Source organism: Gordonia lacunae (assembly GCF_002149015.1).
GTDB lineage: Bacteria > Actinomycetota > Actinomycetes > Mycobacteriales > Mycobacteriaceae > Gordonia > Gordonia lacunae.
The window spans coordinates 24,763-50,814 of sequence record NZ_NGFO01000025.1; the positions used below are offsets into that span (position 1 = coordinate 24,763).

Below are 26,052 nucleotides of genomic sequence, written 5' to 3' on the forward strand. Positions count from 1 at the left end.
GCTTGGGGATGTAAAGCGGCCCACGAGGCCCAGCAACCAGTAGAGTGCCGGCGACGCGTCAGCCGTAGGTGTCGCGCGGTCCCCGGCCGCGCACATGCCGCTCGCCCTTCCGCCACGACGGACCCTTCGGCCCGCTGATCCGCAACGAGGTGACCTGTCCGTTGCCGATGGCGGCGGCGATCTTCGCGAGGATCTGCGACTGGACGTAGCGGAGCTGGGTAGCCCACGCCGTGGACTCGGCCTGAACGTGAAGTACGTTGTCGCGCAAGGCGACCGGCTTCGCATGCGCGGCGATGTCGGAGCCCACGATCTGCTCCCACATGCCGAACAGGGTGCCCTCGCCGATCTTCTCCTGCCAGCCGCGGTCCTTCGCCAGACCGCCGACGAGACGACCGAACGGCTGCGGATCCCGCGCGTCCGGCCCGGAACCGGACCAGCGCCGGCGCCCCTGGGATCCACGCGGAACGCGACGGACGGGCGACGCACGGCCCCGGCCGACGGACTTGCCGGCGGCGCGGGCCTGCGCCCGGGCCTCTTCCAGTGCCTTGCGGGCACGCTCGTATCCGCCCAGCTCACCGGGCGGCGTCGGGCGCGGCGCGGGATCGACGGGGTCCGGAGATCCGGACGGGAGATCGTCACTCATCGGTTGCCTCCCCCGCGACCGCCGCGTCGTCACCGCCGTGGTCTTCGCCGTGGTCATCGTGGTCGTCTTCGTCGTGATCAATGCCGCGGGCCTCCGCACCGACCTCGTCGACGATGTGCGACCGCCGGCCCTCGTCGTCGTCGACGACGTCGACCCCGATCCGCCGGCCACCGATCCGCGCGGGGATGTCCTCGGCCACGGCGGCGGTGATCAGCAGCTGTTCGGCGTCGGCGGTGAAGTCGACGAGTTGGGCGCGCCGCTTGGCGTCGAGTTCGGCGAACACGTCGTCGAGCATGATGACCGGCTCGACACCCTCCGCACGGGTCAGTTCGACGGATCCGAGGCGCAGCGCCAGCGCCAGCGACCAGGACTCCCCGTGTGAGGCAAAGCCTTTCGCGATGTCGTTGCCGAGGACGATGTCGATGTCGTCGCGATGGGGGCCGACGAGACACAGCCCCCGCTCGATCTCCTTGTCGCGCAACTCCGACAGCCGTAGTGCCAGCACGTCGGCGATTGCTTCGGGCGTGCGCTCCTCGATCTCCGCACCACCCGCCGGACGATATCGGAGGACGGCCGGTCGGGAATGCGGGGCGATCGATGCGTACGAGCCGGTGAAATGGGGCTCGAGCTCGGCGAGGACCGACAGCCGGGCGGAGACCACCTGTCCGCCGAGATCGGCGAGCTGCCCGTCCCACACGTCGAGCGTGCTGATCACTGAATCCGCTTGATCGCCACCACGTCTCAGCGCGGCGGCGGCGGTTTTGAGCAACGCGGAACGCTGACGGAGGACCCGGTCGTAGTCGGCGCGGGCGGCGGCCAGACGCGGACCCCGCTGAGCGACGAGCTCATCGACGAAGCGTCGCCGGTCGCTCGGATCCCCACGCACCAGGGACAGATCCTCGGGCGCGAACAGCACCGTGCGGAGGATCCCGAGCAGATCACGGGGCCGGCGTGCCGGGCTCTGGTTGATCGCGGCCTTGTTCGCCCCCTCGGCGTTGATGCGCAGATCCGCCGTCAGCTCGCGGCCGTCGTTCTCGACGGTCGCGATCACCGAGGCCGACGCGGATCCCGCGTGCACCAGGGGCCCGTCGGAACTCACCCGATGCGACCGCAGGGTGGAGAGATAGAAGAGCGCCTCGAGCAGGTTGGTCTTGCCGAAGCCGTTGCGGCCGGTGAAGACTGTCGGACCAGGTGCCAGATCGAGGTCGACGGACCGCCACGATCGGAAATCCCTCAGATGCAGCTCACGGACGAACACGAGTCGGCGTCGATCCTGGTGACGCGAGGCCGGCGGCGGCCGTCAGCCCGGCAGGCGGACGGGCATCAACAGGTAGCTGAAGGCGCTCTCCGGGGCGACGAAGGCGCCGGACTCGTCTGCGACCGGATCCTCGCCGCTGGCCGGACGCAGCACGGCGGGCCGGCTGGGGGTGGTGAACCCGAAGTCCACCGCGTCGGCGTTGATAGCCGACAGCCCGTCCTGCAGATACCCCGGGTTGAACGCGATCGTGAGCGGCTCACCCTGGAACGACACGGGCAGCTCTTCCTCGGCCTTGCCCGCCTCGTCGCCGCCGGCGGTGAGCAGCACGGATCCCTCGGAGAACTCCATCCGGACCTGCGCGCCACGCTCGGCGACCAGGGCCACACGACGAATGGCCTCGATCAGCGGGCCGCTGTCGATGGTGGCGACGGCGGTGTGGCTGGCCGGCAGGAGCTGACGGAACTTCGGGAACTCCGCGTCGAGCAGGCGGGTGGTGGTCTTCTTGGTCTCGCCGAGGATGCCGAGGATGCCGTCGGATCCGATGGCCGCGCCCCCGCCGAAGGCCAGCGAGACGACGCCGGTGCCCTCGGCACCCGCGGTCTTGGCACTCTCCGAGAGTGTCTTCGCCGGAACCAGGACGGCGCCCTTGGTGTCGGGATCAGAAGGCTCCCACTGCAATTCGCGCACCGCAAGCCGGAAGCGGTCGGTCGCGGCGAGGACGACGGAGTTGCCCTCGATCTCGACGCGGACGCCGGTCAGCATCGGCAACGTGTCGTCCTTGCCTGCCGCCACGGCCACCTGCGAGATGGCCTCGGCGAACAGCTGCGACGGGATCGTGCCGGTGATGGCGGGAACGTCGGGCAACTGCGGGTAGTCCTCCACGGGCATCGTCGGGAGCGAGAACTTCGCGCTGCCACAGGTGATGGCCACGCGCGAACCGTCGAGGGTGACATCGACGGGCTTGTTCGGCAGGGCCTTGGTGATGTCGGCGAGGAGTCGGCCGGAGACCAGGACCTGCCCGGGCTCGGCGACCTCCGCGCCGAGATTCTCCTGAGCCGAGACCTCGTAGTCGAAACCCGAGACGGTCAGACCGTTCTCGCCGACGTTGAGCACGACACAACCGAGAACCGGGACGGGCGGACGAGACGGGAGGCTGCGGGCGACCCAGGCGACGGAATCAGCGAACTCGTCACGCGCGACACGAAACTTCATGCTGGGAGGTTGCCCTTCTCTCGTTCTCGTTCCCGCCTGGATCGCCGGGTCGGCGCCACAGTGGGTCGGCCGGCCTGGAGTGGGATCCCGCATCCGGGAATCCCACTGTAGAACGCCGCTGCCCGAGCCGGAGTGGTTGGGGGCAACTCCCGCCCTCGTCCCGGCGGTCTCCGACCGACCCGAGCGGCAACGGTCTGTGCACAGACCTTCTTACAAAAGATTCTCTTTCTAGAGGGATCCATCTCAGTAATAGGAGCTGTGCAATCTGTGGACAACCAGGACATCGGGCCAGTCCGGGCGGGTGCGCGGATGTGCATGACCGGTGGAGCAACGTCGAGCGGATCCGAGCGCCGATGTGGAGTTCTCATGTTGTTCGCGCGGAGTCCACCGTCGGTGCACACACCGACCCGGGTTATCCCAAGGATCATCCACAGCTGGTGATCATTCGCGACCAGGGCCGATCGGTGCCGGATCCGACGACGAAATGTCCTCGGACGGAGTCCGAGACCCTCGACCTGAGGAGCAGAGTTGGCATTCGCCGACCCCGATCCGGTGGCCGCGATGGCCGCCAGTGGCGGCACCGGGATCGGTGGGACACCAGCGACACAGGACCGAGACGACCGCACCCCCGGGCCGGTGCGGCCTCGGGGGTGCGAGAGAGCTACAGATGAGGAGTCAGGGCGTCTCAGCCGACGGCACGCTGTTTGATGCGGGCAGTGAGCTCCTGGACATGGTCGTAGACCCGACGCCGCTCCGCCATCTCCTTCCGGATCTTGCGTTCGGCGTACATCACGGTGGTGTGGTCGCGATCGAAGGTCTCACCGATCTTCGGCAGCGAGAGGTCGGTGAGCTCCCGACACAGGTACATGGAGATCTGACGTGCCTGGGCGATCGACCGTGTCTTACCGGGACCGCGCAGTTCCTCGACGGAGATGTCGAAGTACTCGGCGGTGATCGCGAGGATGCTCGCCGCACTGACCTCGAGGGTCCCCGAGTTGGGTAGCAGCGCCTGCAGGACGACGTCGGCGAGGGACTTGTCCAGTGCGGCGTCGTTGAGTGAGGCGAACGCCGTGACCCGGATCAGCGCTCCTTCGAGCTCGCGGATGTTGCGCTCGATCTTCGACGCGATGAGCTCGAGGACGTCGTCGGGCACCGCGATGTTGTCCATCTGCGCCTTCTTGCGCAGGATCGCGATGCGCGTCTCCAGATCGGGCGGCTGGACGTCGGTGATCAGTCCCCATTCGAACCGGGTCCGAAGTCGATCTTCCAGTGTCGCAAGCTGTTTCGGCGGCCGATCGGAGGAGATGACGATCTGCTTGCTCGCGTTGTGCAGGGTGTTGAAGGTGTGGAAGAACTCTTCCTGGATACCTTCTTTGCCCACGAGGAACTGGATGTCATCGACGAGCAGGACGTCGACGTCGCGGTACCGGCGCTTGAACGCCACCCGTCGGTCGTCACGCAGAGAGTTGATGAAGTCGTTGGTGAATTCTTCGGTGGACACGTATTTCACCCGCATGCCCGGGAACAGGCGCTGGGCGTAGTGCCCCGCCGCGTGCAGCAGGTGAGTCTTGCCGAGACCGGACTCGCCCCAGATGAACAGTGGGTTGTAGGCCCGCGCCGGGGCTTCGGACACCGCTACCGCCGAGGCGTGGGCAAACCGATTCGACGCACCGATCACGAAAGTGTCAAAGGTGTACTTGGGGTTGAGGTTTGCGCCGGTTGCCGGCGGCGTCGACGTGGGCCGCTCGGCGAAGTACGACGCCCAGTCGCCGGACGGGCGCGGGGCTTCGGAGGCCGGGGCCAGACCGGCGTTCACCGGGGCCGCGGAGTGGTCGGCGGTCGCGGCAGCGGCACCGAGGGGTCGAGCGTCGGGAACCGAGGCCTCGGGCGACGGCTCGTCGCTGCGCGGGGTCGCGATCCGCACGCCGAGGTCGACGGGCTCGTCGAGGTGACGGCTCAGGACCGAGCGGATGGTCTCGCGGAGATTGCGTTCGATCTGCTCCTGGACCAACGCCGTCGGCACGGTCAGCAGGGCGAACCCCTCTGTGAGGGTGAGGGGTCGAACCAGTGACAGCCACGCCTTCTGCTGGCGTGTCAGTGGTTCGTGGTCGCGTGCGGCTTCGTCGTCGTTGAGTTCGGCGACGACCTGCTGCCACACCTCGCCGAATGTGTCTCGGTCTGAAGTCACGGGGCTGGCCTCCTGGTCCGGAAAACTACCAGCGTTGACGAGACTGGTGACATCGGCGCCGGAGACCGCATCTTTCCACAGGGTTATCCACACCTGTGTACAAAGGTGACGACGAACTGGGGACTTCGGTCTGAGCCAGGTCCTCGAGGATCGTCCTCGGCGGGAGGGGTGGCCGACGCTGTGAAGGAACGTAACAGAGGTCGCCGAGGGTCACAAAGCGATCGGGACGTTTGACTCGTATCTGCTGAGAATGTTGCTTTCGTGGCTCAGAACACACTGGTCGCGGGCGGTCTCGGCGAGGCGGTCCCGTCGTTTGATTTGAACGCCGGGTGTCAGTAGTCTCGACTGGTCATCCAGGTTGCGGATTTGCGCGGCGATCTTTCGTGTTCGCCGAGTCATCACCGGCACCAGTTCGGCACCGTCCTGGATCAACAGACCAACGACAACATGTGGGTCATGCCCGGGCAACCGGCGTGCCCACAGGGAGCACAAGGAGTCACCGTGGCCAAGGGCAAGCGTACTTTCCAGCCGAACAACCGTCGTCGCGCACGCGTGCACGGATTCCGTCTGCGCATGCGGACCCGCGCCGGGCGTGCCATCGTCAGCGGCCGCCGTTCCAAGGGCCGCGCGAAGCTCACCGCCTGATCGTCGGCTCTCACCGGATCCGGTCGTGGGTCCGGTCAGCTGTTCGATGACTGCGCCCCTTCATCGGATCTCACGGGGATCCGACTTCTCTCGCACCCTCAAGTCCGGTGCGCGGGTGAACAGTCGTGACTTCGTCGTCCATCTCGCGATGGTCAGTCCGAACTGGCCGGATCCTCGAGGTCTGCGTCAGGATGTGGCGATGTGCGGCGGCCCGTGGCTCGGTCTGGTCGTCAGCAAGTCCGTCGGCAATGCGGTGACGCGCCACCTCGTCGCACGGCGTCTGCGTGCGGCGTTCGCGGGTGCGTCGAATCTGCTTCCCGACGAGACATACGTGGTCGTCCGAGCTCGCCGCAGTGCCGCGGATCGATCCAGCGACGAGCTCGCCGATCAGCTCCGTGACGCGTTCACGAGCAAGCGGGTTGCCGCGCTCGCCGCCGACGTCGCGGTCGCTGCCCCGGGGGCGGTGCCGGAGAGATGAGCGGAACCGCGGACATCACATCGTCGCCACAGCACCGGGTCGATCCGACGCCGTCGGAGCCCGAGCCCTCGGCCGGAACCGGTGCGCGCGTTGTGCGCGTCATACGTCTCCTCCCCCGCCGGACCGTCATCTTTCTCATCGAGCTGTATCGCACCTGGGTGTCCCCGATGCGCTTGCCCTCCTGCCGGTTCGAGCCCACCTGCTCGGGCTATGCGGTCGAAGCACTCGACCGCCACGGATTCCTCTACGGCTCGGTGCTGTCGGTCATCCGGCTCGCCAAGTGCGGGCCGTGGCACAAACCCGGTTACGACCCCGTCCCCGAACGCGGCTTCGGCGAACTGTGCCGCGACCTGTGGAGCGCGGTCACCGGTGCACATCGACCTCGAAACCATCAGCACGCGTCCGGCGAGACGCGTGCTCTGTGAGTACTACAAGTGAGGGGTAACTGACCCGTGCTCGACTTCATCTATTACCCGGTCTCCGGGATCATGTGGGTCTGGCATTGGCTATTCAGCCATGTCACGCCCGACACCCCCGGTGGCAACGGCATCGCCTGGGCACTGTCGGTGGTGTTCCTCGTGTTCACCCTGCGCGCGATTCTCTACAAGCCCTTCGTGAAGCAGATCCGCACCACGAAGAAGATGCAGGAGATCAACCCGCAGCTCCAGGCGATCCGTAAGAAGTACGCCAAGGACCGGGTCAAGATGACCGAGGAGATGCAGAAGCTGCAGAAGGAGCACGGGTTCAACCCGCTGCTCGGCTGCCTGCCGATGCTGCTGCAGGTCCCGGTCTTCATCGGTCTGTTCCACGTGCTGCGGTCGTTCAACCGCATGGGCACGGGCATGGGCCAGCTCAGTATGAGTGCGGCGGAGACACGCGCGACCGGCAACTACGTGTTCAGCGCCGATCAGGTGCAGAACTTCCTCGACGCCCGCCTCTTCGGTGTTCCCCTGTCGTCCTACCTCGTGGAGCCGGCGACCGAGTTCCAGGCGTTCGTCGAGCCCGGCTCCCCCATCGACTTCACCCGACCGCAGATCGCGTTCGTGGTCATCCCGATGATGATCGTCGCCTCGATCGCGACTCACCTCAACTCGCGGGCCTCGGTTGCCCGTCAGCCGGAGGCGGCGCTCGAGAATCCGCAGACCCGGATGATGAACAACCTGGCGCTGTACGTCTTCCCGATCGGCATCCTCATCACCGGTCCGTTCTTCCCGGTCGCCATCCTCCTGTACTGGATGAGCAACAACATCTGGACCTACGGCCAGCAGCACATCGTCTTCGGGCACATCGCCAAGGAAGAGGAAGAGGCCAAACTCCTGAAGCAGGAGAAGCTGAAGGCGAATGCCCCGAAGCCGGGTGTGCGTCCCGACCGGAAGAAGCGGAACGCGGCCACGAACGGCGCCGAGTCGACGAGCGTGTCCCTCTCCAAGGATGAGGTCACCGACGAGCCGGATGCCGGAGCGGTCGAGCCGGAGGCGTCGTCGTCCGGCGAGTCCACCGCGACGGATACCGCGGCGGGAGCCAAGCCCAAGCCGGGCCAGAAGCCCACGCGTCCCGGAGCCGGCGCTGCGCCGGGCAAGAAGCAGAACCACAACCGCGGAAGCCAGTCGACGGCCAAACGCGGCAACAAACGCGGTGGCAGACGGTGACCGCCCCAGACTTGTTCGATGAAGCACAGAAGTTAGGTGAATGAGATGACAGCAGAGACTGCAACTCAAGCCGGTACAGACGCCGAGGCAACGGCCGGGACCCAGACCGAGGATCAGGCCGAAGACGCCGTGCAGAACGCTGCGGACTCCGACGCCGTGGTGACGAGCGAAGCCACCGTCGCGGAGACCGACGCGGCCGACACCGGCGACGAGGCATCGGATGAGACCGATGACGTCGTCGACAGCGACGACAGCGACGACGCGGACTCCGATGATGACGAGGATGATGAAGACCGTCTCGTCGAAGAAGGCGAGATCGCCGGCGATTACCTCGAGCAGCTGCTCGACGTCCTCGACTTCGATGGCGACATCGATCTCGATGTCGATGGCGACCGGGCGGTCGTCAGCATCGACGGTGGCGACGATCTGACGAAGCTCGTGGGTCGCAAGGGTGAGGTCCTCGACGCACTTCAGGAGCTGACGCGCCTCGCAGTCCAGCAGGCGACCGGCGAGCGCAGCCGGCTCATGCTCGACATCGCGCGCTGGCGCTCGGACCGTCGCGATCGTCTGGCTCGGCTCGGTCGCGAGGTCGCCGAACGGGTGCTGTCGTCGGGTGAGCGCGAGGCGCTGGACCCGATGACTCCGTTCGAACGGAAGATCGTGCACGACGCGGTGGCCGTCGTCGACGGCGTCGTCAGCGAGAGCGAGGGCGCGGAGCCCAAGCGTCGCGTGGTGGTCCTCCCCTCGTAGTCAGTACTCCCCTCCCCTGCGGAGGCGATCAGGCCCCGACCCAACGGTCGGGGCCTGATCTGTTTTTGCTGTCGGTTCGTGTCGCGGGGTGTGGTTGCGAGTACGACGGTGTGCGTCGGGCGGGACTGGGGGGCTACTTACACCGGTGTTGTTTCACGTGAAACACGATCGGTCCGCCATGCGGGTGCTGGAGCAGGCCCATCCCAACAAGCCGTGTTGTTTCGTCCCTCAGGATTCTGTGCCGGCGTCTACTCCAGGTGGTCGTCCCCCAGGGTGGTGCGCGTCCGCCAACAGCTGGTGCATGCGGACTCCGCGAGGCCTGCCCTCTTGAGAGAATCGTCCATCCTGCGAGCTGTGTCGGCTGCTCCCAATCGAGACGACGCGACTGGGAGCGCTTGGTCGTGGCCGAACTCTTCTACGGGATTGCCGGAGCCAGACGCCTGAGGGAGTGCGTTGACCACTGCTCGTAGCTTGCTTGGCCTCGTGGCTGTCTTGGCCTTGTCATTCGGCGGCGGTCTCAAGGGATACCTCGGGGACGAACCCGGCAGATCGGTGAGGCAGAGCGGCGCGGATCGCACCGGGAGGGCGCGTCAGCAGACTGGGCAGATCGTCGAGTGCGATGGTGTTGCGCCGACTGTGTGAGCCGCGGCCAGGTTGTCAGTCACGCGCGCGGAGCGTGCCGGCTCTTGATCGGTTGCACTCCCCGCCTCCAGCGACAAGCGCCGTTGTTCTCAGTGGAGCGGCACGAGGTGGCCAAGGCTCGGCAACGTGCGTCACGTGACAATTCGATCCCCGGCACCCCGTATGGCCGGTTTCGCCGAATAACACCGATGTTGTTTCACGTGAAACGACGGACTGTGGCGCGATGTGTACCGTCCGGACCGTGCGCAGGTTTCACGTGAAACACTGGGTGCAGAGGTCCACCCGAAACGGAGGCGAAGTGCCGTCTGACGCACAACCCGAGCACGATCATGATCTGGATGCGTTGGCGGTTCCGCCGGGCGCGGCCGCAGACGTGTTCGGCGATCGGCTGAACCTGGCCGTCGACTACTGGCGAATCCTTGCGACCGATGGAATCGATCACGGGTTGATGGGCCCGCGGGAAGTCCCTAGGTTGTGGGATCGCCATATTCTCAACTGTGGAGTTCTCGGTGAACTCATTTCGGACGGTGCGCGCGTCATCGACATCGGTAGTGGCGCAGGGCTCCCTGGGGTGCCGCTCGCGATCGCGCGACCAGACCTGTCGATCACGTTGATCGAACCGCTTCTCCGACGCAGCACCTTCTTGGAGCGAACGACAGGGGCGCTGTCGCTCGACAATGTGATTGTCGTCCGCGGGCGAGCCGAGGAGAAGTCGGTTCGTGCGGCGGTGGGTCTGGCTGACGTGGTGACGTCGCGAGCGGTCGCCCCGCTGGAGCGACTGTCGAAGTGGTCCGCTCCCCTGGTTCGTCCCGGCGGCCGGATGATAGCCATCAAGGGCTCATCGGCGGCCGAGGAGATTGACCGCGACCGCGCGGTTGTCGGACGCTCCGGCATCGCGGACCTGTCGGTGCACACGTGCGGGGAGCGGTTTCTGGAGACGCCGACGACGGTCATCGTAGGAACGAAGAACGAGCGGTCTCGAAGCGGCCGCGCCGGACGGCGTTGAGGAGGCGATCGGATTGGTGTGGAGTCCGCGGAGGGCGCAGAATAGGAAGCGTTCTGTCAGCACCCCTGAAGGTGCTGCAATCGATGCTTCCGCGGTAGTGGGATCGGCGGCTCCTGCCGGCGACAGTACTAACGCGAGTCCTTACGAGGTCGGTCAAAGGAGTCCACGCGTGGTCGATCAAGACCCGAATGTTTCACGTGAAACCCCGGCAAGGGGCCGCCCTGGAGTGGATGGGCAGCCGTTCGCCGACACCCCCATCGCCATGGCCGCAGAACGTGCGAGCCAGGTTCTGACTCCGGGGGGTGCGGGGCAGCTACCCAGACCTCCGCATACGCGCATCATGACGGTTGCCAACCAGAAGGGTGGCGTCGGTAAGACAACCACGACGGTGAACCTTGCGGCAGGTCTCGCGCTGCGGGGCCTTCGGGTTCTCGTCGTCGATCTCGATCCTCAAGGAAATGCCAGCACTGCCCTCGGCATCGATCATCGCGCGCAGGACATCGCCTCGGTGTACGAACTGTTGCTCGGTGAGGTGACGCTGCAGGAAGCCATCCAGGAGTCGCCGAGTCAGCAGGGCTTGTTCTGCGTCCCGGCGACATTGGATCTGGCCGGAGCCGAGATCGAACTCGTCTCGCTTGTTGCCCGCGAGAACCGCCTGCGGAACGCGCTGTCCGACGATGTGCTCGCCGAGTACCAGATCGACTATGTGTTCATCGACTGTCCCCCGTCGCTGGGCCTGTTGACCGTGAACGCGATGGTGGCCGCTCGCGAGGTTCTCATCCCGATCCAGTGCGAGTACTACGCTCTCGAGGGGGTGGGACAGTTGCTGCGCAACATCGAGCTCGTGCAGGCACATCTCAACCGCGAACTCCATGTCTCCACGATCGTGCTGACCATGTACGACGGCAGAACAAAGCTGGCCGATCAAGTCGCCGAGGAAGTGCGTCGCCATTTCGGTGACAAGGTACTGAGCACGATCATCCCCCGCAGCGTCAAGGTTTCCGAAGCGCCCGGGTATGGCATGACGATCATCGAGTACGACCCGGGTTCTCGAGGCGCGATGAGCTACCTGGATGCTGCCCGTGAATTGGCACTACGCGCGTCCGAGGGAGCGACGGCGTGACATGTCACTCCCCCGGTTCACGTGAATCGCTGACCGAGCCCGACCACCGCGAAAGGGAGCACCAATGAGTCAACGGGACACTGCTCAGCGACGAGGCGGACTCGGTCGTGGTTTGGCCGCACTGATTCCCACCGGGCCGGCCGACGATCAGTCGGGCGCGCCTCGTCTCGGCAATGCTGCGGCCGACGTCGTGATCGGCAAAGGTCCGACGAGCATCGGTGACGTCGCCAAGGACTCGTCAACCGCCACCGCGGCCGTCGCAGGAACGCAGCCGCTCAGTCCCGAAGAGGCGGGTGCGGTCTACCGCGAACTGCCCCCGAAGGAAATCCAGCCCAACCCGAATCAGCCCCGAACGGTCTTCGATGACGAGGCGATGGCCGAGCTCGTGCACTCGATCCGGGAGTTCGGGCTCATGCAGCCCATCGTGGTGCGGCGCCTCAAGAAGCCCACAGCGGACGGGATCGGCTACCAGATCGTCATGGGTGAGCGCCGCTGGCGGGCCAGCCAGGAGGCCGGGCTCGAGGCGATTCCCGCTATCGTCCGTGAGACACCCGACGGCGACATGCTGCGGGACGCATTGCTCGAGAACATCCATCGCGCGCAACTCAACCCCCTCGAAGAAGCCGCGGCCTATCAACAGCTTCTCGAGGAGTTCGGGGTCACGCACGAAGAGCTCGCGTCCCGCCTCGGCCGCTCCCGGCCGCTGATCAGCAACATGATCCGGCTACTCAAATTGCCGATCCCCGTGCAACGCCGGGTAGCCGCCGGGGTGCTGTCGGCCGGCCACGCCCGCGCTCTCCTCTCCCTCGAGACCGGGAGCGACGCGCAGGAGGCACTCGCCGCGCGGATCGTCGCCGAAGGTCTGTCCGTACGGGCGACGGAAGAGGCGGTCACACTCGCCAATCGCGGAGACGGGCCGGAAGCAAAGTCTCCGACTGCCCCGAAGCGTCGACCGATGCAGATGCCGGGACTGCAGGATCTGGCGGAGAGACTGTCCGACAGTCTGGACACCAGGGTTACAGTCAGTCTAGGAAAAAGAAAAGGCAAGATCGTGGTGGAGTTCGGCTCGGTCGACGACCTGGAACGCATTGTTCAGTTCATCGATCCGAAGAAGTGAATTCCGGCGCGAGTTCTCCGGTACCACCTAGACGCGGAAGTAATGTCACTGTGACGATCGAGGAATCCGACGGGCGCGTTCGCGACGAAAAGTGTTGTTGCTCAGCTATTTTCGTCGGATCAGGCGGGTACACCCGGAGAACGCTGACATGAGTGTGTCCGTCACTCGCTTGGATCTGGGATCCTTCGGGTCGCTGCCCCAGCACACCCGCAAATGCGTCTTCTGGGAAGTGGAGCCGGCGACCGAGTCGAGCCGCGCCGCCGGTATGACATCGGCAGGCCGGACCGACTTCGAGCCGTACGAGAGCGAGTTCGACAAAGAGGCGTGGATCTCGGGTCTGCTCCTCGAGTGGGGGGCATGCGGTCAGGTCGCGATCGAGTCGGGCACGAACAGTGTCGTCGGGACGGCCTTCTACGCTCCGCCGAATCGTGTTCCCCGGTCACAGCACTTCCCCACTTCGCCGGTCAGTCACGACGCAGTGCTGCTCACCAGTATCCGCACCGAGCCCGGGTACGACGAGGTGGCCACCATCCTGTTGGACGCGGTGCTGGGAGATCTGATTCGACGCGGGGTGCGAGCGGTAGAGTCGTTCGGTCTCGTACGGAACGGGACCGGCGCGGTTCCGTTCGAGTCGGTCGAAGGTTCCGGCGGACTGGCCGATGAGCTCGAACTCTGGTCGGATGAGGCCATCGTCGAAGTCGCCCGCGAGATCCTCGACGATCCGCAATCCAACCTCTGCACATCCTGCATGAACGACGCGTCGTTCCTGAAGGACTCGGGATTCGACGTCGTGTCGTCGCACCAGCGTTTTCCGCGGTTCCGCCTCGAGCTCGACGAGGGTCTCGGCTGGAAGTTCGAAGTCGAGAGCGCACTGCAGAAGCTGGTGGTGATGGCGCAGATCGATCTGGCGGGACGGCAGCAGACGGCGGTCCCGGTGGGAGCCGGGCCGCATCGGTCAGCGGGAGCTGTTCTCCGCTGCCAGTAGATCCGCGAAAGTGTAAGTGCCCGTAGGACGATCGTCCTGGTCGAGCAGGTACAGCCGTTTGACGGCGACCACGATGGCGTCTGCGATGACATTCCGCCAGTCCGAATCCCCTAGCACCGCAGCGTCGTCGGGGTTCGTGATGTAGCCGACGTCGATGAGGGCCACGGGCATCTTCGTGAGTCGCAGGACATCCCAGGTGCGCTCATGGGTCCGGCAATCCGACAACGGCGTACGTGCCGCGATCTCCCGCTGGATGAAGCCGGCGAGGTTGCGACCGATCGTCGAATACGAGTGACCGTTGCCGAAGTAGAACGACGCCACGCCGTTCGCGTGTGGGTTCCGGTAGTGCCCACAGCGCAGCGAGATCATCAGGTCGGCGTCCATCAGATTGGCGACGCGAGCGCGCTCGTCGTCGCCGGGGCGTCCGCGCCCGTCGTGGGACAGGAAGGTCTGCATGCCCGCGGCCGCCATTCGGCCTTCGAGGCGGGCACCCAGATCCCACAGCAGTTCGGATTCGCGATCGGCGACCTCACCCGTCGACAGCGCGTGCAGTCCGCCCGAGCCGGGATCGATGAGAATGCGCTTCCCGGACAGTTGGGGTCCGGATCGACGGACGTGCTCTTCCTCGCGGATGGCGTACGGCGAGCCGCCGGTCACGCGCGTTCCGAGTAGTTCGAGCGAACGCAGGGTGGCCGGCCCACAGATTCCGTCGGAGGCGAGACCGTACTCGCTCTGGTACAGGGCCACCGCATTGTGGGTGGTCAGGCCGAAGATGCCGTCGACGAGCGAGGTGAAATACCCGAGATTCTGGAGCCGGCTCTGCAGGGTGGCGACATCGTCGCCGACCATCGGGGCCGACAGCTGGTAGGACAGCACCCGCGCTCCGAGGCGGTAGGACGCCTCTCGCAGAACGCGGTAGGTGGCCGGGCCGACGATGCCGTCGACGATCAGTCCCCGCTCCTGCTGGAACGCTCGGACCGCCCGGTCGCAGGCTTCATCGAACACGGCTTCCGGGGGAATCCATCCGTTCGTCGTACCGCCGTGAGCGGTACTCGAGGATCCCTCGTCGGGCAACAGACCGCGTCCGACCAAGATGGCGCGGATCTCGGCCACCGCCGAGCCGTGATCACCAAGTCGGAACAATGGCATGTCGTCACCCCTCGTACGAATCGCGGCAGGTGCGGCTCTGCGCGATGTTCGGTGTACGCCAAGCGGTACACCGGTCAAACGTCAGCCTGCATTCTCGCAGCTGGACTTCACTACACCAAACTGCCCACGGTCGAGTCGCTCCGACTCCGGGCACGGGGGTCTCCGGTCGAGACCACGGCCGACACTACCAACGCGAACAGTCCGCGGGTGGAACGGAAGCGTCGTTCACCCGTCGGACTGTCGCGGCGGTATGGAGAAAACAGCAGGTCGTCAGGCCGACTGGCCGACGACTGAATCCAGCTCTCGCAGCAGGGCGGCCTTGCCCTTGGCGCCGACGATCGTCTTCACCGGCTGACCCTTGTCGAACAGGATCATGGTCGGTATCGACATGATCTGGAAGTCACGTGCGGTCGACGGGCTCTCGTCGACGTCGAGCTTGGCCACGGTCAGCTTGTCGCCGTGGTCGCGAGCGATCTCCTCGAGGACCGGGGCGACCATGCGGCAGGGACCGCACCAGGTGGCCCAGAAATCCACCAGAACCGGCTTGTCGGCGCCCAGAACGGCGTCCTTGAACGTGGTGTCGGTGACGGCGACGGTGTGTGCACCCATGATGTGACCTCCTTGGTCGGACCGGGCAGCGATGGCCCGGGTGGAATGTGGTTGACGGCTCAGGCAGGTGCCTGAACACCGTCGATCTCGGAAACGGCGGCCGCTTCGGCGTCGTCGACGGTGAGGTCGGCGGCTTCGCCCTGCTCGGCCAGCCAGCGCTCGGCGTCGATGGCGGCCGAACAGCCACTGCCGGCGGCTGTGATGGCCTGACGGTAGGTGTGGTCCACGAGGTCACCCGCGGCGAACACACCGGGCAGCGAGGTGAGCGTGGTGCGTCCCTGGACGAGGACGTAACCCTCGGGGTCCAGGTCGACCTGTCCGCGGACCAACTCGCTACGCGGGTCGTGGCCGATCGCGACGAACATGCCGGTCACGTCGAGGGTGCTGACCTCGCCGGTCCGCGTGTCCTCGACCTTCAGGCCCGACACCGAACCGTCGCCGACGACGGACTGAACGGCGGCGTTGGTCACAAACCGGATCTTGTCGTTGGCGCGTGCGCGCTCGAGCATGATCTTCGACGCCCGGAACTCGTCACGGCGGTGGACGAGAGTGACGCTGCGCGCGAACTTGGTGAGGAAGGTGGCTTCCTCCATCGCGGAGTCGCCACCGCCGATGACGGCGATGTCCTGATCCTTGAAGAAGAATCCGTCACAGGTCGCACACGCCGACACTCCACGCCCGAGGAGCTGCTGCTCCCCCTCGACGCCGAGGTAGCGCGCGGCGGCGCCCATGGCGAGGATGACCGCGCGGGCCCGATGGACCTCGCCGCCGACCTCGACTTCTTTGATCCGGCCGGACAGCCGGACCGTGTCTACGTCCTCCATGCGCAGGTCGGCACCGAATCGGATCGCCTGCTCGCGCATCTCGTCCATCAACGCCGGACCCTGGATGCCGGTCTGGAAACCGGGGAAGTTCTCCACCTCGGTGGTCGTCATCAGGGCGCCGCCGAACTGGGTGCCCTCGAAGACGATGGGAGATAGCTCGGCGCGCGCGGCGTAGATCGCTGCGGTGTACCCGGCAGGACCAGATCCGATGATGATCAACTCGTGGATCTGCTGGGTCTCTGGCTGGCTCACTTGTCCTCCGTGCTGTGGGTTGAGCGAGACCCGCCCAGTCCAGGCGGGTCACGGCTGCTTCAACACCAGGGTAAGCGGAGATGTTCCCGCGGACGCGCCGCGTGTCCCGGCGGGCGGCGCCTGCGTCTCCATGGGCCCCGCCGATCACCCGCCGACGATGCCGCGCGAGATCAGCGCCGGGTTTCCCAGGTCACAGTCGAGGCCGACGATCAGTGCGTCGAAGCGTCCCGCGACCCCGGTCGAGAGCAGGATCGCCGCGGCCCCGGCACCGTTGACGAGGATGGGGCCCGAGCCGACGATCACGACGTCGGCGGGCACGCGGTGGGCGGCCGTGCAGCGACGAAGTGCTTCGACGGAGCCGAACGGTGCTCCCTCGGTCCGGCCGAGAACGGCGAGCGCGACCGCGACATCGGCGGAACCGGCCGGGGCCGGCGACGCCGACGACTGTGCTCGAGGTGCCTGGTCGGAAGCCGCGTCGGACGCCGAGATCAGGCGCAGTACTCCGATCGAGCCGGCCGCGATGACGACGACCGCGGCCGCCGCCAGCAGCACGCGGGTGATCGTGCGGCGGCTGTCGTGTCCGGTCCCGCTGCGTCGTCGCCCTCGGTGCCCGGTGGCGACGTCGACAGGCACGGGCCGGGACTCGGAAGCGGGCGAACCCTGACCGCCGACCGACGGACGGGACGTGTCCGGGCGCTCCCGCGCCAGCGCGGCGAGAGTGCCCGCGACGTCGTCACGCACGGTGTCGGGGACGTGAACCACCGCCGGCTCGGCGGAGCGCAGCTCGTGGGTGGTGCGATCCAGGGCGGCCAGGATCGATTGCGCAGCAGGGTCTTCGGCGAGACGGGCCCGGATGTGCACCGCCACCGCATCGGGCAGCACTCCGGCGTGGAAGGCGGCGAGAACGTCCGCCGAGTACGGCGGATCGGGAAGATCACTCGTCTCGTGGTCATCGGGTCCCCGAGGGGTCATCGTGTCAGTCTTCCATTCCGGGGGTCGCGGGTGGTCGTGGTGTTCGCGTCGGTCGGCGTCGACTACTTGGACGCGCGCAGTCCCGATTCGGTTCCCCGTGATCGCGATCGGCCGGGAACGGATCGACGCCACCCGGTGGAACCGGTCAACCGTCGCGCAGATGGCCGAGCACCTGCGCGAGTCTGAGTCGGCCCCGCGCGCACCGACTCTTGATCGTGCCCTCGGCGACGCCGAGGATGGTCGCCGCCTCCGCAACCGTGTAACCCTCGATGTCGACGGCGACGATGGCTGCGCGCTGTCCTTCCGGGAGAACGTGCAGGGCGCGCCCGATCGACACCGACAGGTCGACCGCGGCGATGCCGTCGGTGGTGTCGGCGATCGCGGCCACATCCCATTCCGGGAGGGGCACGGTCTTGCGAACTCTGTTGCGCCGGATGCGATCCAGCCCCGCATTCACGACGATTCGATGCAGCCAGCTCGTCACCTTGGCATCGGCCCGGAAGTCCTGTGCGGTCCGATGAGCGGCGAACAGGGCATCCTGCAGGGCGTCGGCGGCGTCCTCCGGATTCTGGCTCGTCCGCAACGCGACGGACCACAGGTACTCGAGGTGACGGTTGATCAGATCGGAGAAGGCGTGCGGGTCGCCGGCGAGGTGGGCGTGCAGGAGTTGCTCGTCGGTACGCGTGTCGGTCGCGTCGTTCCCCCCGGGCATGGGCTGAGAGTAATGGAGCCCGGACCGGGTCATCCGATGGAGCGACGCCTGTGCACAGATGCCGACAAGATGGGAGTTCTTCCTCAGGCGCGGCCGGTCAGGCCTGTAGGCGCGCGCGCACTGCGTCCATCTGTGTCCGCAACTCCCCCTCGTCGATGACGCCTCGATCCAGCAGGGTGTGCGCGAGCGCGACGAGCTGGTTCTCGGGGTAGGGCAGATCGGCGTAGATCGTCGACGACAACCGGTCCTCGTCGTCGCGTCGTTCGACGACGCCGGGGGTCCCCGTGCCCGCGGCCGCGGAGTCGGCGACCCGGTCGAGTGCGTCGCAGAGCCCGTCGAGGCTCGTCTTCCACGGCGGAACAGGGTTCTCGACACCGTATTTCGCCGCCATCCGATGCCACACCTGGTTGCGCTCGACGATCTCGTCGAGCGGTCGATGGGATTCGGGGTGTCCCTCGTCGGTCATCCGTCTACTCCCCCGCCGGGTGGACGGCCGGCCGGATGGCGGAGACGACGTTGGTGGTGACTCCCGGTTTGGGCAGTGCGACGCCGATGAGGCAGTCGCGGGTGATGATTTCCGACAACTGCTCCTCAGTCCATCCGTCGGTCCCCTCGGGGCGCTGCGGCATCACCATGAACCGATGCTTCTGATTGGAGTCCTGCACGTGTACCGAGACACCGTCGGGGAGCTGGAGTCCGAACTCGGACAGCACTTGTCGGGGCCACCGCACCATCCGACGGCGGTAGTTCGGGGTCCGGTACCACTCAGGTGAGTTCCCCAGAATGGGACGCGGGTAGCACGAGCACAGCGCGCACACGATCACATGGTGCACGGTCGGGGTGTCGGCGAGAATCTCGAAAGCCGTGAAATCACTCGGTGTTCCGAATCCGGTGGGCTCCAGCCAGTCGACGCCGACCTCCCTGCTGGCCGCCATCGGATCGTCGAGTGCCAGCTTCGCGAAATCGGGGTCGAGCCAGGCCCGGGCGACGAGTGTTGCGGCGGGCGTCGGCCCGATCTGCTCGGCGAACTCGGTGAAGCGGCGGTGTTCCTCGGTGGTGAACAACCCCTTCTCGATGCACAGTTCGCGCAGCGCGATCTCGAGCACCTCGAAGTCGGTGATCTCGTCGACCATGGGTTTGACCGTACGGTCGTGGTCGTGGTCGTGGTCATGCGAGCCGTGGTCGTCGCTCATCGGCGTTCGTCCTCTCCCCCGGCCGGTTCGAGCCAGCGCTCGGGGATCTCGGTCTGCAAGGTGTCGTCGGCGGGTCCGGTGTACTCGTGCCAGAGGTCGCCCATGGCGAACCGGACCACGTAGAACCACTCCGGCCGGGCGTCGGAGAGACCCCAGGTCTCGTCCTCGGGCGCCGGGCTCTCGTACGCGACGGCAGCGATCTCGCCGACTGCCCCTCGGACGTATTCCGGTGTCCGCGTGTACAACAGGACGGGAAGCTCGCGAACTCGGACATGGTCGCCGATCGCGAAGGCGGCGTCGCCGGCCTGTCCGGCGTAGATCTGCGGGTCGCCGATCCCGATCGCGTGACGGTGATGGGTGTTCCGCGGAACACCGGATCCGTCGCCGACGCTGCGGGGCCGGGCCTCGAGGGTCCGGCCGTCCAGTCCCCCGGCGTAGCGTTGCCGCACCTCGAGCATGCGCTCGCTGAGCTCGCCGAGCGCGATGTGATGTTTCTCGACGAGAATCCGGGCGACGGCGAGCAACCAGCGCCCGTAGTACGGGATTCCGAGGTAGACGGCGCGGCCCACATCGACATTGCCGATTCGACGACGCTCCTCGGACAGCCAGATCCCGCGCCAGGCAAGGACTTCGCACATGACATAGGTCATGTGCTCCCATTCCTCGTAGGCCTTTCCCTCGTAGGTGATCGGAGCGTCGGGCTCACCCCCGACGTCATGGACCGGCTTCATATAGGCGACGAACCGACCGTGATCGAGCAGGTCCGGTGTCGGCGCATCGGGCAGCTCGGGATATGAGGAGTGAAGCCGCGCAACAAGATCGAGTTGCCTCGCACGTTCTTCGGCAGTGCTCACCGGACACCTCCCGGACCCATGTCCGACGGTTGAAGCGCAGTTGCAGGAGAATGTACTCCCGACCTCTCGCTCTCGGAGCGTTTTCGGAGCCGTTGTTCCCTGAGGTGTGAGCGAAGGGACTCTGCCGTTGTTCCCTGAGGCGTGAGCGCAGCGAGCCTCGAAGGGTCAGGTCAGGAGCCGGCCGTAGGCGGCGACGAAGAGCTCCACGCACACGTCGAGGATCTCGTCGAGCGCGAATCGCTTCGTGTCGGCTTCCTCTGTGCCTGCGACGTACCAGTCGACGAGCAGCTGGGTGACTGCGCCGACGAGGCCCACCGACGCCAGGCGCTCTCGGTCCGACGGCGGTCGAGCGCCGCGGGCCAGCGCCAGGATGAGGGCGGCCCAGTCGTGGATGGCGCGCATCCGGACCCGCTCGATCTCGGGCGACACACCCACCACTTCGACCAGCATCACCCGTGCGCGTCGGGGATCGTCGGCGAGGCAGGACATGAAAGCACCCAGGGCGGCGCGGGTGACATCCGGAACACGCTCGGCGGGAACGCCTTCCGTGGTCTCCACCAGCTCGGTGTCGGCGATGCCGGCGGCGGCCTGGACGGTCGCCGCGCGGACGAAGGCCACGCAGTCCTCGTACACTGCCACGAGCAGTGCGGCACGGTCGGCGAATGACTCGTAGAAGTAGCGCTGCGTCAGACCCGCATGGTCGCAGATGCCCTTCACCGAAACCCTTGCGTACCCGTCGGTGCCGAACACGTCGAGCCCGGCCGTGATGAGTGCGGCGCGCCGCCGCTCCCGCCGCTGCTCCGGGTCGGCGCCGCCATAGCGTCGGCCGGGCGGATTCGCCGATGTCGTTGGGGCCGGCTCCGGCACGGACGCCACGCGATCTCCCTCCGGGTCTTTACAGCGCTACTTCTGACACGTTACCTTGTCAGAACTAACTGACATGGCATCGTGTCAGATGCTGTCGTGAGGGGTACACCGTGCTGGAGTTCTTACCGGAGCCGATGCGTGAGCCGACCGTGCTCGCGATCCCGTTCTTCGTCACCCTGCTCGCCATCGAATGGTTCGCCGCGGCCAAGCTGGAGCACGACGAGCACGAGCCGACCGGGGATGGCGCCGCCGAAGCGGAGGCCGTCCGTCGTCCCGGACAGGCGCCGCCGGGCGCCTATGACTCCCGGGACGCGCGGTCGAGCGTGTCGATGGGTCTGGTGTCGATCGCGACGAGCACCTTCTGGAAGTTCCTCGGACTGCTCCTGTACAGCGCACTGTTCGCCTACGTCGCCCCATGGCAATTCCCCGCGAGCGAGTGGTACACGTGGGTGATCGCGTTCGCCGGCGTCGACTTCCTCTTCTACTGGAGCCACCGTGTCTCTCATCGCGTTCGACTGGTGTGGGCGACCCATCAGGCCCACCACTCCAGCGAATACTTCAACTTCGCCACGGCCCTCCGCCAGAAGTGGAACATCAGCGCTGCGGTGCTGATGTGGATCCCGCTCCCCCTGCTCGGTGTCCCGCCGGCGCTGGTGTTCGCCGCCTACTCGCTGAACCTCATCTACCAGTTCTGGATTCACACCGAGCGGATCGGAACGCTGTGGGCGCCCTTCGAATTCGTGTTCAACACACCGTCGCACCATCGCGTGCACCACGGTTGCGACCCCGAGTACCTCGACCGCAACTACGGCGGCGTCTTCATCGTGTGGGACCGCATGTTCGGCACCTTCACACCGGAGATCAGACGCCCCCGCTACGGACTGACCACACCTGTCGACACCTACAACATCCTGCGGCTGCAGACCCACGAGTACGCGGCGATCGCCCGTGACGTCCGCGGGGCCTCGTCGTGGCGCGCCCGCCTCGGCTATGTCTTCGGACCACCGGGATGGACGCCGCACGACCTCGCCCTACCTGTGACACCGGAGCCGCCGGGCACGACGACGACCGTCACCGACTCGACGGCGCGAGCGTCCGCAGAGTGACTTCGGCTGCAGGGCAGGAGGACCGGCGCGTCAGCCGGCCATCGTGACGCGAGAGATCTCTGCCTGGTAGCCGCTTCCCGAACTCGGCAGGCTCGTGAGCCAGACCATCACGTAGCGGGTGGTCGGCGGCTGCGCGATCGTGATCGTGGTCGACGCCTGGTCCACCTGCCCTGAGGCCACCGTGGTGGTCCGGGCGAATGCCGGACGCGCCGATGGCGCGGTCCGGATCTCGACGCCGATGCCGGGCGTCGGACTCTCGATGGTGACCGATCGGACCGCGCGCTCCGCGCCGAGGTCGAACATGAGTCCGAGGCCCGGCTTGAGCCCGCCGAAATCCGGCCGGCCGCGGTAGTTGTCGGTCTGCCACGGCGGTGCGGCGCCGGTGATCACGTTGCGAACGTTCGCCGAGTTGTCCGGCGTCTGCGCGGAGAAATCGACAACCGAGACCGATTGCAGCGCGATCGGTTGCGGGGCGGCCGGTGCCGCCGGGGTCGGCGGCGGGTTGGCCCCGGGCGGGGGTGCCGGCTCGGTGGTGGTGAGGATGGAGTCGATGTCGCTCGATCCGCTGCTGCCCCCGAAGACGTTGGTGGCGCCCACGATCAGCGCGATCACGATGAACAGCGCCAGGAGCCCGGCGCCGATGAGCAACGCCAGGTTGCGACGCGGGGGCTTCTCGCCGCCGCCACCCAGACGCGGCGTCACCGTCACCGGCGGCGGTGCGTCGGCATCGGTGATGGCCGGCAGCATGTCGGTGTTCAGGTCGACGACGGTGGCCTGATCGAGCACGTGCTGCACGGTGGCGGCGGTGCGGATACCACGGGTGCCGTCGAGTGCGCGCGCGGCGACCGCCGAGATCTCGAACGGGATGTCGGGCTTGGTCACCCGCGGCTCGACGGGCTGCCCGTCGTCGCCGGGGGCGGCGACCGGGATCCCGCCCACGGGTTCGGTGGTGTCGGCGGTGGTGATCAACCGGGAACCGTCGGCCGGGTCGAGCGCCCAGCGGTTGAGCAGGAGCGCGTACAGAACGGCTCCGAGTCCGCGGACGTCGGACGCCTTGTCGTCGCCGGCGAGGGTCCCCGGGAACGCGAGCACCGCGTTGCCGTCGTGGCTGATGCGGATGCGGTCGGGATGGTCGATCGACAACGCACCACCGGAGCGGTGGGCGATCTCGGCGGCCGCGGCGAGTGAACGCACCGCGCGGGCGGCACCGATCGGTGACGGTTCCGACCGCGCCACGTCGGCCAGCGACGATCCGGGCACCCACTCGGCGACGACGATGCCGCCCGAGGATCCGCGGACGACGTCGAGAACGCGTGCCACGCCGTCGGAGTTGATCTGACCGAGACGCAGCGTGCGCGACAGCACCGCCTGCGGTCCCTGGTCGGACATCTTCGCGGCCTGGCCGCGTTCGGGGGGCGGCGCCAACTGCTCGGCGTCGACGAAGGTCAGAGCGACCTCGCGGTCGAGGTTGATGTCCTGCGCCCGCCAGAACTGGAGTCCGCGGGTGCCGCCGTGCTGCTCGAGCAGTCGGTATCGACCGCCGGCGACGGCCGCGCCGGGGATGAGACGTGGACCGCGACGGCGTGGGCTCGCTGCGTCGCCGGTGCCGGTCGTACCGGCATCGGCACCGGCGGGAGTCGGCGTCGGCGGAGTGGGTGCGTCGCCGGCTCCGGGCTCGGTGGGCGGCCCGGTGGCAGCGGTGGTGTCGACCTCACTGTCACTCACGCGACGGACTCCTCTCCTGCGGTATCTGATGTCGCGCGGTACCGGCGCGCGTTCCGGGATGGGGCGCACATCCCGGGTCGCGCCGATCGCGCCACCGGAGTGTACGGAGTACGACTGCCACGTCGCGGTACCTCTGTCGAAGCGGCGCAGCACCTGTACCTGACCAGAGTACGGGAGCGATTCGTCGCCGGTGACCCGCGGAAACTGAACTGTGATCGCCGGTGACTGTTCACGTTCGGGCTGTGCCGGCGGGGCGAGGGACGGGATGAACCGGCCGAGGAGGCGGCGAACCGCCAGGCCGATCGCCACGACGTCGGGCACGCGTGCCGCGGCGAGTCCGGCGTAGGTCACCGCGAGCACCACCGCGGCGGTCAGCCCGAGGTAGAGGACGGACCCCACCTTGCCCAGCCAGCCGATCATGTGGTCGAGACCGGTCAGCTTCGCGACGGCCCACACCGTCGCCGAGACGCCGACCGAGACGGCGAAGGTGACGACGGACGTGCGTGCCACATCGGACAGCCGGGCCCCGCGCAGCCGGCTGCGGAGCAGGAAATGACCGACGACGGCACCGATGAGGTAACCCAGCCCGTTGGACAGCGCGAGCCAGCGCACGATGAGCTCGGGATCGTCGAAGAGCACCGGCCCGAGATACGACGACGCGACCTTGACCACGGTGATGCCCAGCGCGATGAAGGTCGGGGTCCACGCGTCCTCGCGTGCGTAGAACACGCGGAGCTGGACGAGCGTCATCGAGTACGGGATGAGGGTGAACGCGCCCCAGGACAGCACCGAGCCCAGTTGCGACGCGGACGCGGCGTCGAACTTGCCGAAGTTGAACACGGCGATGGCGATGGCCGGCCCGAAGAACGTCATGAACGACACGACCGGGACGAGGGCGACCATCGTGAGCCGCGTCGCCAGCGACAGGTCGTCGACGACGGCCTTGGTGTCGTCCGCGGCGGCGTTGCGAGACAGTCGCGGCATGATCGCGGTCAGAATGGTCACGCCCAGCACGCCGTACGGGAGCTGCAGCAACTGCCAGTGGGTGAAGTAGATGCTCACGCCCGAGGCGTCGGCCGACGACGCGATCCGGTACGTCACGATAAGGCCCACCTGGAGCAGCGCGACGTACGCGACGATGGCGACCGCCATGTTCCCGAACTGGCGCAACCGGGCATCGATGCCCCACTGCAGGCGGAGGCGGACGCCCGACTTGCGCAGGAACGGCACCAGGATGAGGGCCTGCAGGACGACACCGGTCGTGCAGCCGATACCCAGCACCAGGAGTTGCGGGTCGGACATCCGGACGGGATTGAGCGTGATGTCGCCGGGCACCACCGCGTAGAGCACGAGTGTGGTGATCTGGACGACGTTGTTCAGGACGGGCGCCCAGGCCCCCGGTTTGAAGTGCCCGCGGAGGTTGAGGATCGCGATGAAGAGGGCGGACAGTCCGTAGAACAGGATCTCCGGTAGCAGCAGGTAGGCGAGCGCGGTGGAGAGCTCGCGATTGACCTGCCCGTCCCCCAGATTGAGGTAGGTCAGCAGCGGCGCCGCGATCACCGCCACCACCGTCGCGGTCCCGAGGACGACGACGGTGATGGTGAAGATCCGGTTGATGAACCCTTCCCCGCCGTCTTTGTCCTCGGCTTCGGCACGGGCCAGCAGCGGGATCACGATCGCGGTGAGGACGGCACCGAGCACCACCTCGGCGATCATGTTCGGCAGCACGTCGGCCGCCTGGAACGCCGAGGCGATGGCGGGTCCGAGCATCGCCAGGATGAGCACGGTGCGCAGGAAGCCGGTGATGCGGCTGAACAGGGTGGCGATCGCGATGGACCCGCTGGTGCGCAGGATGCTCGAGTCGGAGTCGCGCGCCAACCCGGTCGACGACGCCTTCTGGTCCGACGACGCCTTGTGCTCCGACGTCGCGACGTTGGTCACCGGGCCGCCCGACGGCCGGCCGGGCGCGGGCGCGGTCATGACCCGCGTGTGACCCTGAGCGGGTGACACGTCGGGCCGGGCCGGTGCCGGTGGTGGCGCCGCCGGTGCGGGCGGGCGGGGAGTCGGCGGTCGACCGGTCGAGGGCGCGGTAC

24 protein-coding genes are annotated in these 26,052 nt (G+C 67.1%); 10 read left to right on the forward strand and 14 right to left on the reverse strand.

What is annotated here, in order from left to right; genetic code table 11:
- Positions 1-58: 58 nt before the first annotated feature.
- From CA982_RS19210 to dnaA, 4 genes are all read right to left on the reverse strand, one after another.
- On the reverse strand, positions 59-643 hold the full coding sequence (locus CA982_RS19210; RefSeq protein WP_086536858.1) for a DUF721 family protein: 585 nt from the start codon (positions 641-643) through the stop codon (positions 59-61).
- Entirely contained in the window at positions 636-1,901 is a 1,266-nt protein-coding gene (gene recF, locus CA982_RS19215) for a DNA replication/repair protein RecF (protein ID WP_167383380.1), read from the reverse strand. The genes CA982_RS19210 and recF overlap by 8 nt, the downstream gene beginning before the upstream one ends.
- A gap of 42 nt (positions 1,902-1,943) precedes the next feature.
- On the reverse strand, positions 1,944-3,113 hold the full coding sequence (dnaN, locus tag CA982_RS19220) for a DNA polymerase III subunit beta (RefSeq protein ID WP_086536859.1): 1,170 nt from the start codon (positions 3,111-3,113) through the stop codon (positions 1,944-1,946).
- Positions 3,114-3,798: 685 nt separating this feature from the next.
- On the reverse strand, positions 3,799-5,301 hold the full coding sequence (dnaA, locus tag CA982_RS19225) for a chromosomal replication initiator protein DnaA (protein ID WP_086536906.1): 1,503 nt from the start codon (positions 5,299-5,301) through the stop codon (positions 3,799-3,801).
- Between the two features lie 501 nt (positions 5,302-5,802).
- Between dnaA and rpmH the strand changes: the two genes are divergently transcribed.
- The 9 genes from rpmH to CA982_RS19270 all read left to right on the forward strand — a co-directional run bounded on the left by rpmH (position 5,803) and on the right by CA982_RS19270 (position 13,696).
- Entirely contained in the window at positions 5,803-5,946 is a 144-nt protein-coding gene (gene rpmH / locus CA982_RS19230) for a 50S ribosomal protein L34 (RefSeq protein ID WP_004020968.1), read from the forward strand.
- Positions 5,947-5,992: 46 nt separating this feature from the next.
- Entirely contained in the window at positions 5,993-6,424 is a 432-nt protein-coding gene (gene rnpA, locus CA982_RS19235; protein ID WP_086536907.1) for a ribonuclease P protein component, read from the forward strand.
- Positions 6,421-6,849 (forward strand): membrane protein insertion efficiency factor YidD, encoded by a 429-nt coding sequence (gene yidD / locus CA982_RS19240; protein WP_086536860.1) that lies wholly within the window; start codon positions 6,421-6,423, stop codon positions 6,847-6,849. Before rnpA ends, yidD begins: the two co-directional genes overlap by 4 nt.
- Before the next feature lie 27 nt (positions 6,850-6,876).
- The gene (gene yidC, locus CA982_RS19245) at positions 6,877-8,073 is read left to right on the forward strand and encodes a membrane protein insertase YidC (protein ID WP_086536861.1); all 1,197 of its coding nucleotides are present in this window, start codon (positions 6,877-6,879) and stop codon (positions 8,071-8,073) included.
- Positions 8,074-8,118: 45 nt separating this feature from the next.
- Positions 8,119-8,823 (forward strand): Jag family protein, encoded by a 705-nt coding sequence (locus CA982_RS19250; protein ID WP_086536862.1) that lies wholly within the window; start codon positions 8,119-8,121, stop codon positions 8,821-8,823.
- Positions 8,824-9,763: 940 nt separating this feature from the next.
- Positions 9,764-10,471: a 16S rRNA (guanine(527)-N(7))-methyltransferase RsmG gene (gene rsmG, locus CA982_RS19255; RefSeq protein WP_086536863.1), complete on the forward strand. Its 708-nt coding sequence runs from the start codon at positions 9,764-9,766 to the stop codon at positions 10,469-10,471.
- A 169-nt stretch (positions 10,472-10,640) separates the two neighbouring features.
- Complete coding sequence (locus tag CA982_RS19260) at positions 10,641-11,594, forward strand: ParA family protein (RefSeq protein WP_144066061.1); 954 nt, start codon at positions 10,641-10,643, stop codon at positions 11,592-11,594.
- Positions 11,595-11,658: 64 nt separating this feature from the next.
- Positions 11,659-12,711, forward strand: coding sequence for a ParB/RepB/Spo0J family partition protein (locus tag CA982_RS19265; RefSeq protein WP_086536865.1), 1,053 nt, complete (start codon positions 11,659-11,661; stop codon positions 12,709-12,711).
- A gap of 148 nt (positions 12,712-12,859) precedes the next feature.
- Entirely contained in the window at positions 12,860-13,696 is an 837-nt protein-coding gene (locus tag CA982_RS19270; RefSeq protein ID WP_086536866.1) for a hypothetical protein, read from the forward strand.
- Here the strand turns inward: CA982_RS19270 and CA982_RS19275 are convergent.
- The 9 genes from CA982_RS19275 to CA982_RS19315 form a co-directional block, all read right to left on the reverse strand.
- Entirely contained in the window at positions 13,667-14,845 is a 1,179-nt protein-coding gene (locus CA982_RS19275) for an N-acetylmuramoyl-L-alanine amidase (protein WP_086536867.1), read from the reverse strand. The two genes, CA982_RS19270 and CA982_RS19275, sit on opposite strands and share 30 nt — an antisense overlap.
- A gap of 270 nt (positions 14,846-15,115) precedes the next feature.
- Complete coding sequence (gene trxA / locus CA982_RS19280; protein ID WP_058252984.1) at positions 15,116-15,454, reverse strand: thioredoxin; 339 nt, start codon at positions 15,452-15,454, stop codon at positions 15,116-15,118.
- Between the two features lie 59 nt (positions 15,455-15,513).
- Complete coding sequence (trxB, locus tag CA982_RS19285) at positions 15,514-16,530, reverse strand: thioredoxin-disulfide reductase (RefSeq protein ID WP_086536868.1); 1,017 nt, start codon at positions 16,528-16,530, stop codon at positions 15,514-15,516.
- A gap of 144 nt (positions 16,531-16,674) precedes the next feature.
- Positions 16,675-17,502: an anti-sigma factor gene (locus CA982_RS19290; protein ID WP_086536908.1), complete on the reverse strand. Its 828-nt coding sequence runs from the start codon at positions 17,500-17,502 to the stop codon at positions 16,675-16,677.
- Between the two features lie 145 nt (positions 17,503-17,647).
- A complete protein-coding gene (gene sigM, locus CA982_RS19295) occupies positions 17,648-18,214 on the reverse strand; it encodes an RNA polymerase sigma factor SigM (protein WP_086536869.1) in 567 nt (188 codons plus the stop codon).
- A 97-nt stretch (positions 18,215-18,311) separates the two neighbouring features.
- Positions 18,312-18,680 (reverse strand): thiocyanate hydrolase, encoded by a 369-nt coding sequence (locus CA982_RS19300; RefSeq protein ID WP_086536870.1) that lies wholly within the window; start codon positions 18,678-18,680, stop codon positions 18,312-18,314.
- 4 nt (positions 18,681-18,684) lie between these two features.
- A complete protein-coding gene (gene scnC, locus CA982_RS19305) occupies positions 18,685-19,407 on the reverse strand; it encodes a thiocyanate hydrolase subunit gamma (RefSeq protein ID WP_086536871.1) in 723 nt (240 codons plus the stop codon).
- Positions 19,404-20,261, reverse strand: a complete 858-nt coding sequence (locus CA982_RS19310; protein WP_086536872.1) for an SH3-like domain-containing protein — start codon at positions 20,259-20,261, stop codon at positions 19,404-19,406. Before CA982_RS19310 ends, scnC begins: the two co-directional genes overlap by 4 nt.
- 165 nt (positions 20,262-20,426) lie before the next feature.
- Complete coding sequence (locus CA982_RS19315; protein ID WP_086536873.1) at positions 20,427-21,137, reverse strand: TetR/AcrR family transcriptional regulator; 711 nt, start codon at positions 21,135-21,137, stop codon at positions 20,427-20,429.
- A 101-nt stretch (positions 21,138-21,238) separates the two neighbouring features.
- On the opposite strand from CA982_RS19315, the gene CA982_RS19320 reads away from it, so the two are divergent.
- Entirely contained in the window at positions 21,239-22,234 is a 996-nt protein-coding gene (locus CA982_RS19320; protein WP_244176383.1) for a sterol desaturase family protein, read from the forward strand.
- A 30-nt stretch (positions 22,235-22,264) separates the two neighbouring features.
- Here CA982_RS19320 and murJ read toward each other — a convergent pair whose 3' ends face one another.
- On the reverse strand, positions 22,265-25,939 hold the full coding sequence (gene murJ, locus CA982_RS19325; RefSeq protein ID WP_086536874.1) for a murein biosynthesis integral membrane protein MurJ: 3,675 nt from the start codon (positions 25,937-25,939) through the stop codon (positions 22,265-22,267).
- Between the last annotated feature and the right edge of the window lie 113 nt (positions 25,940-26,052).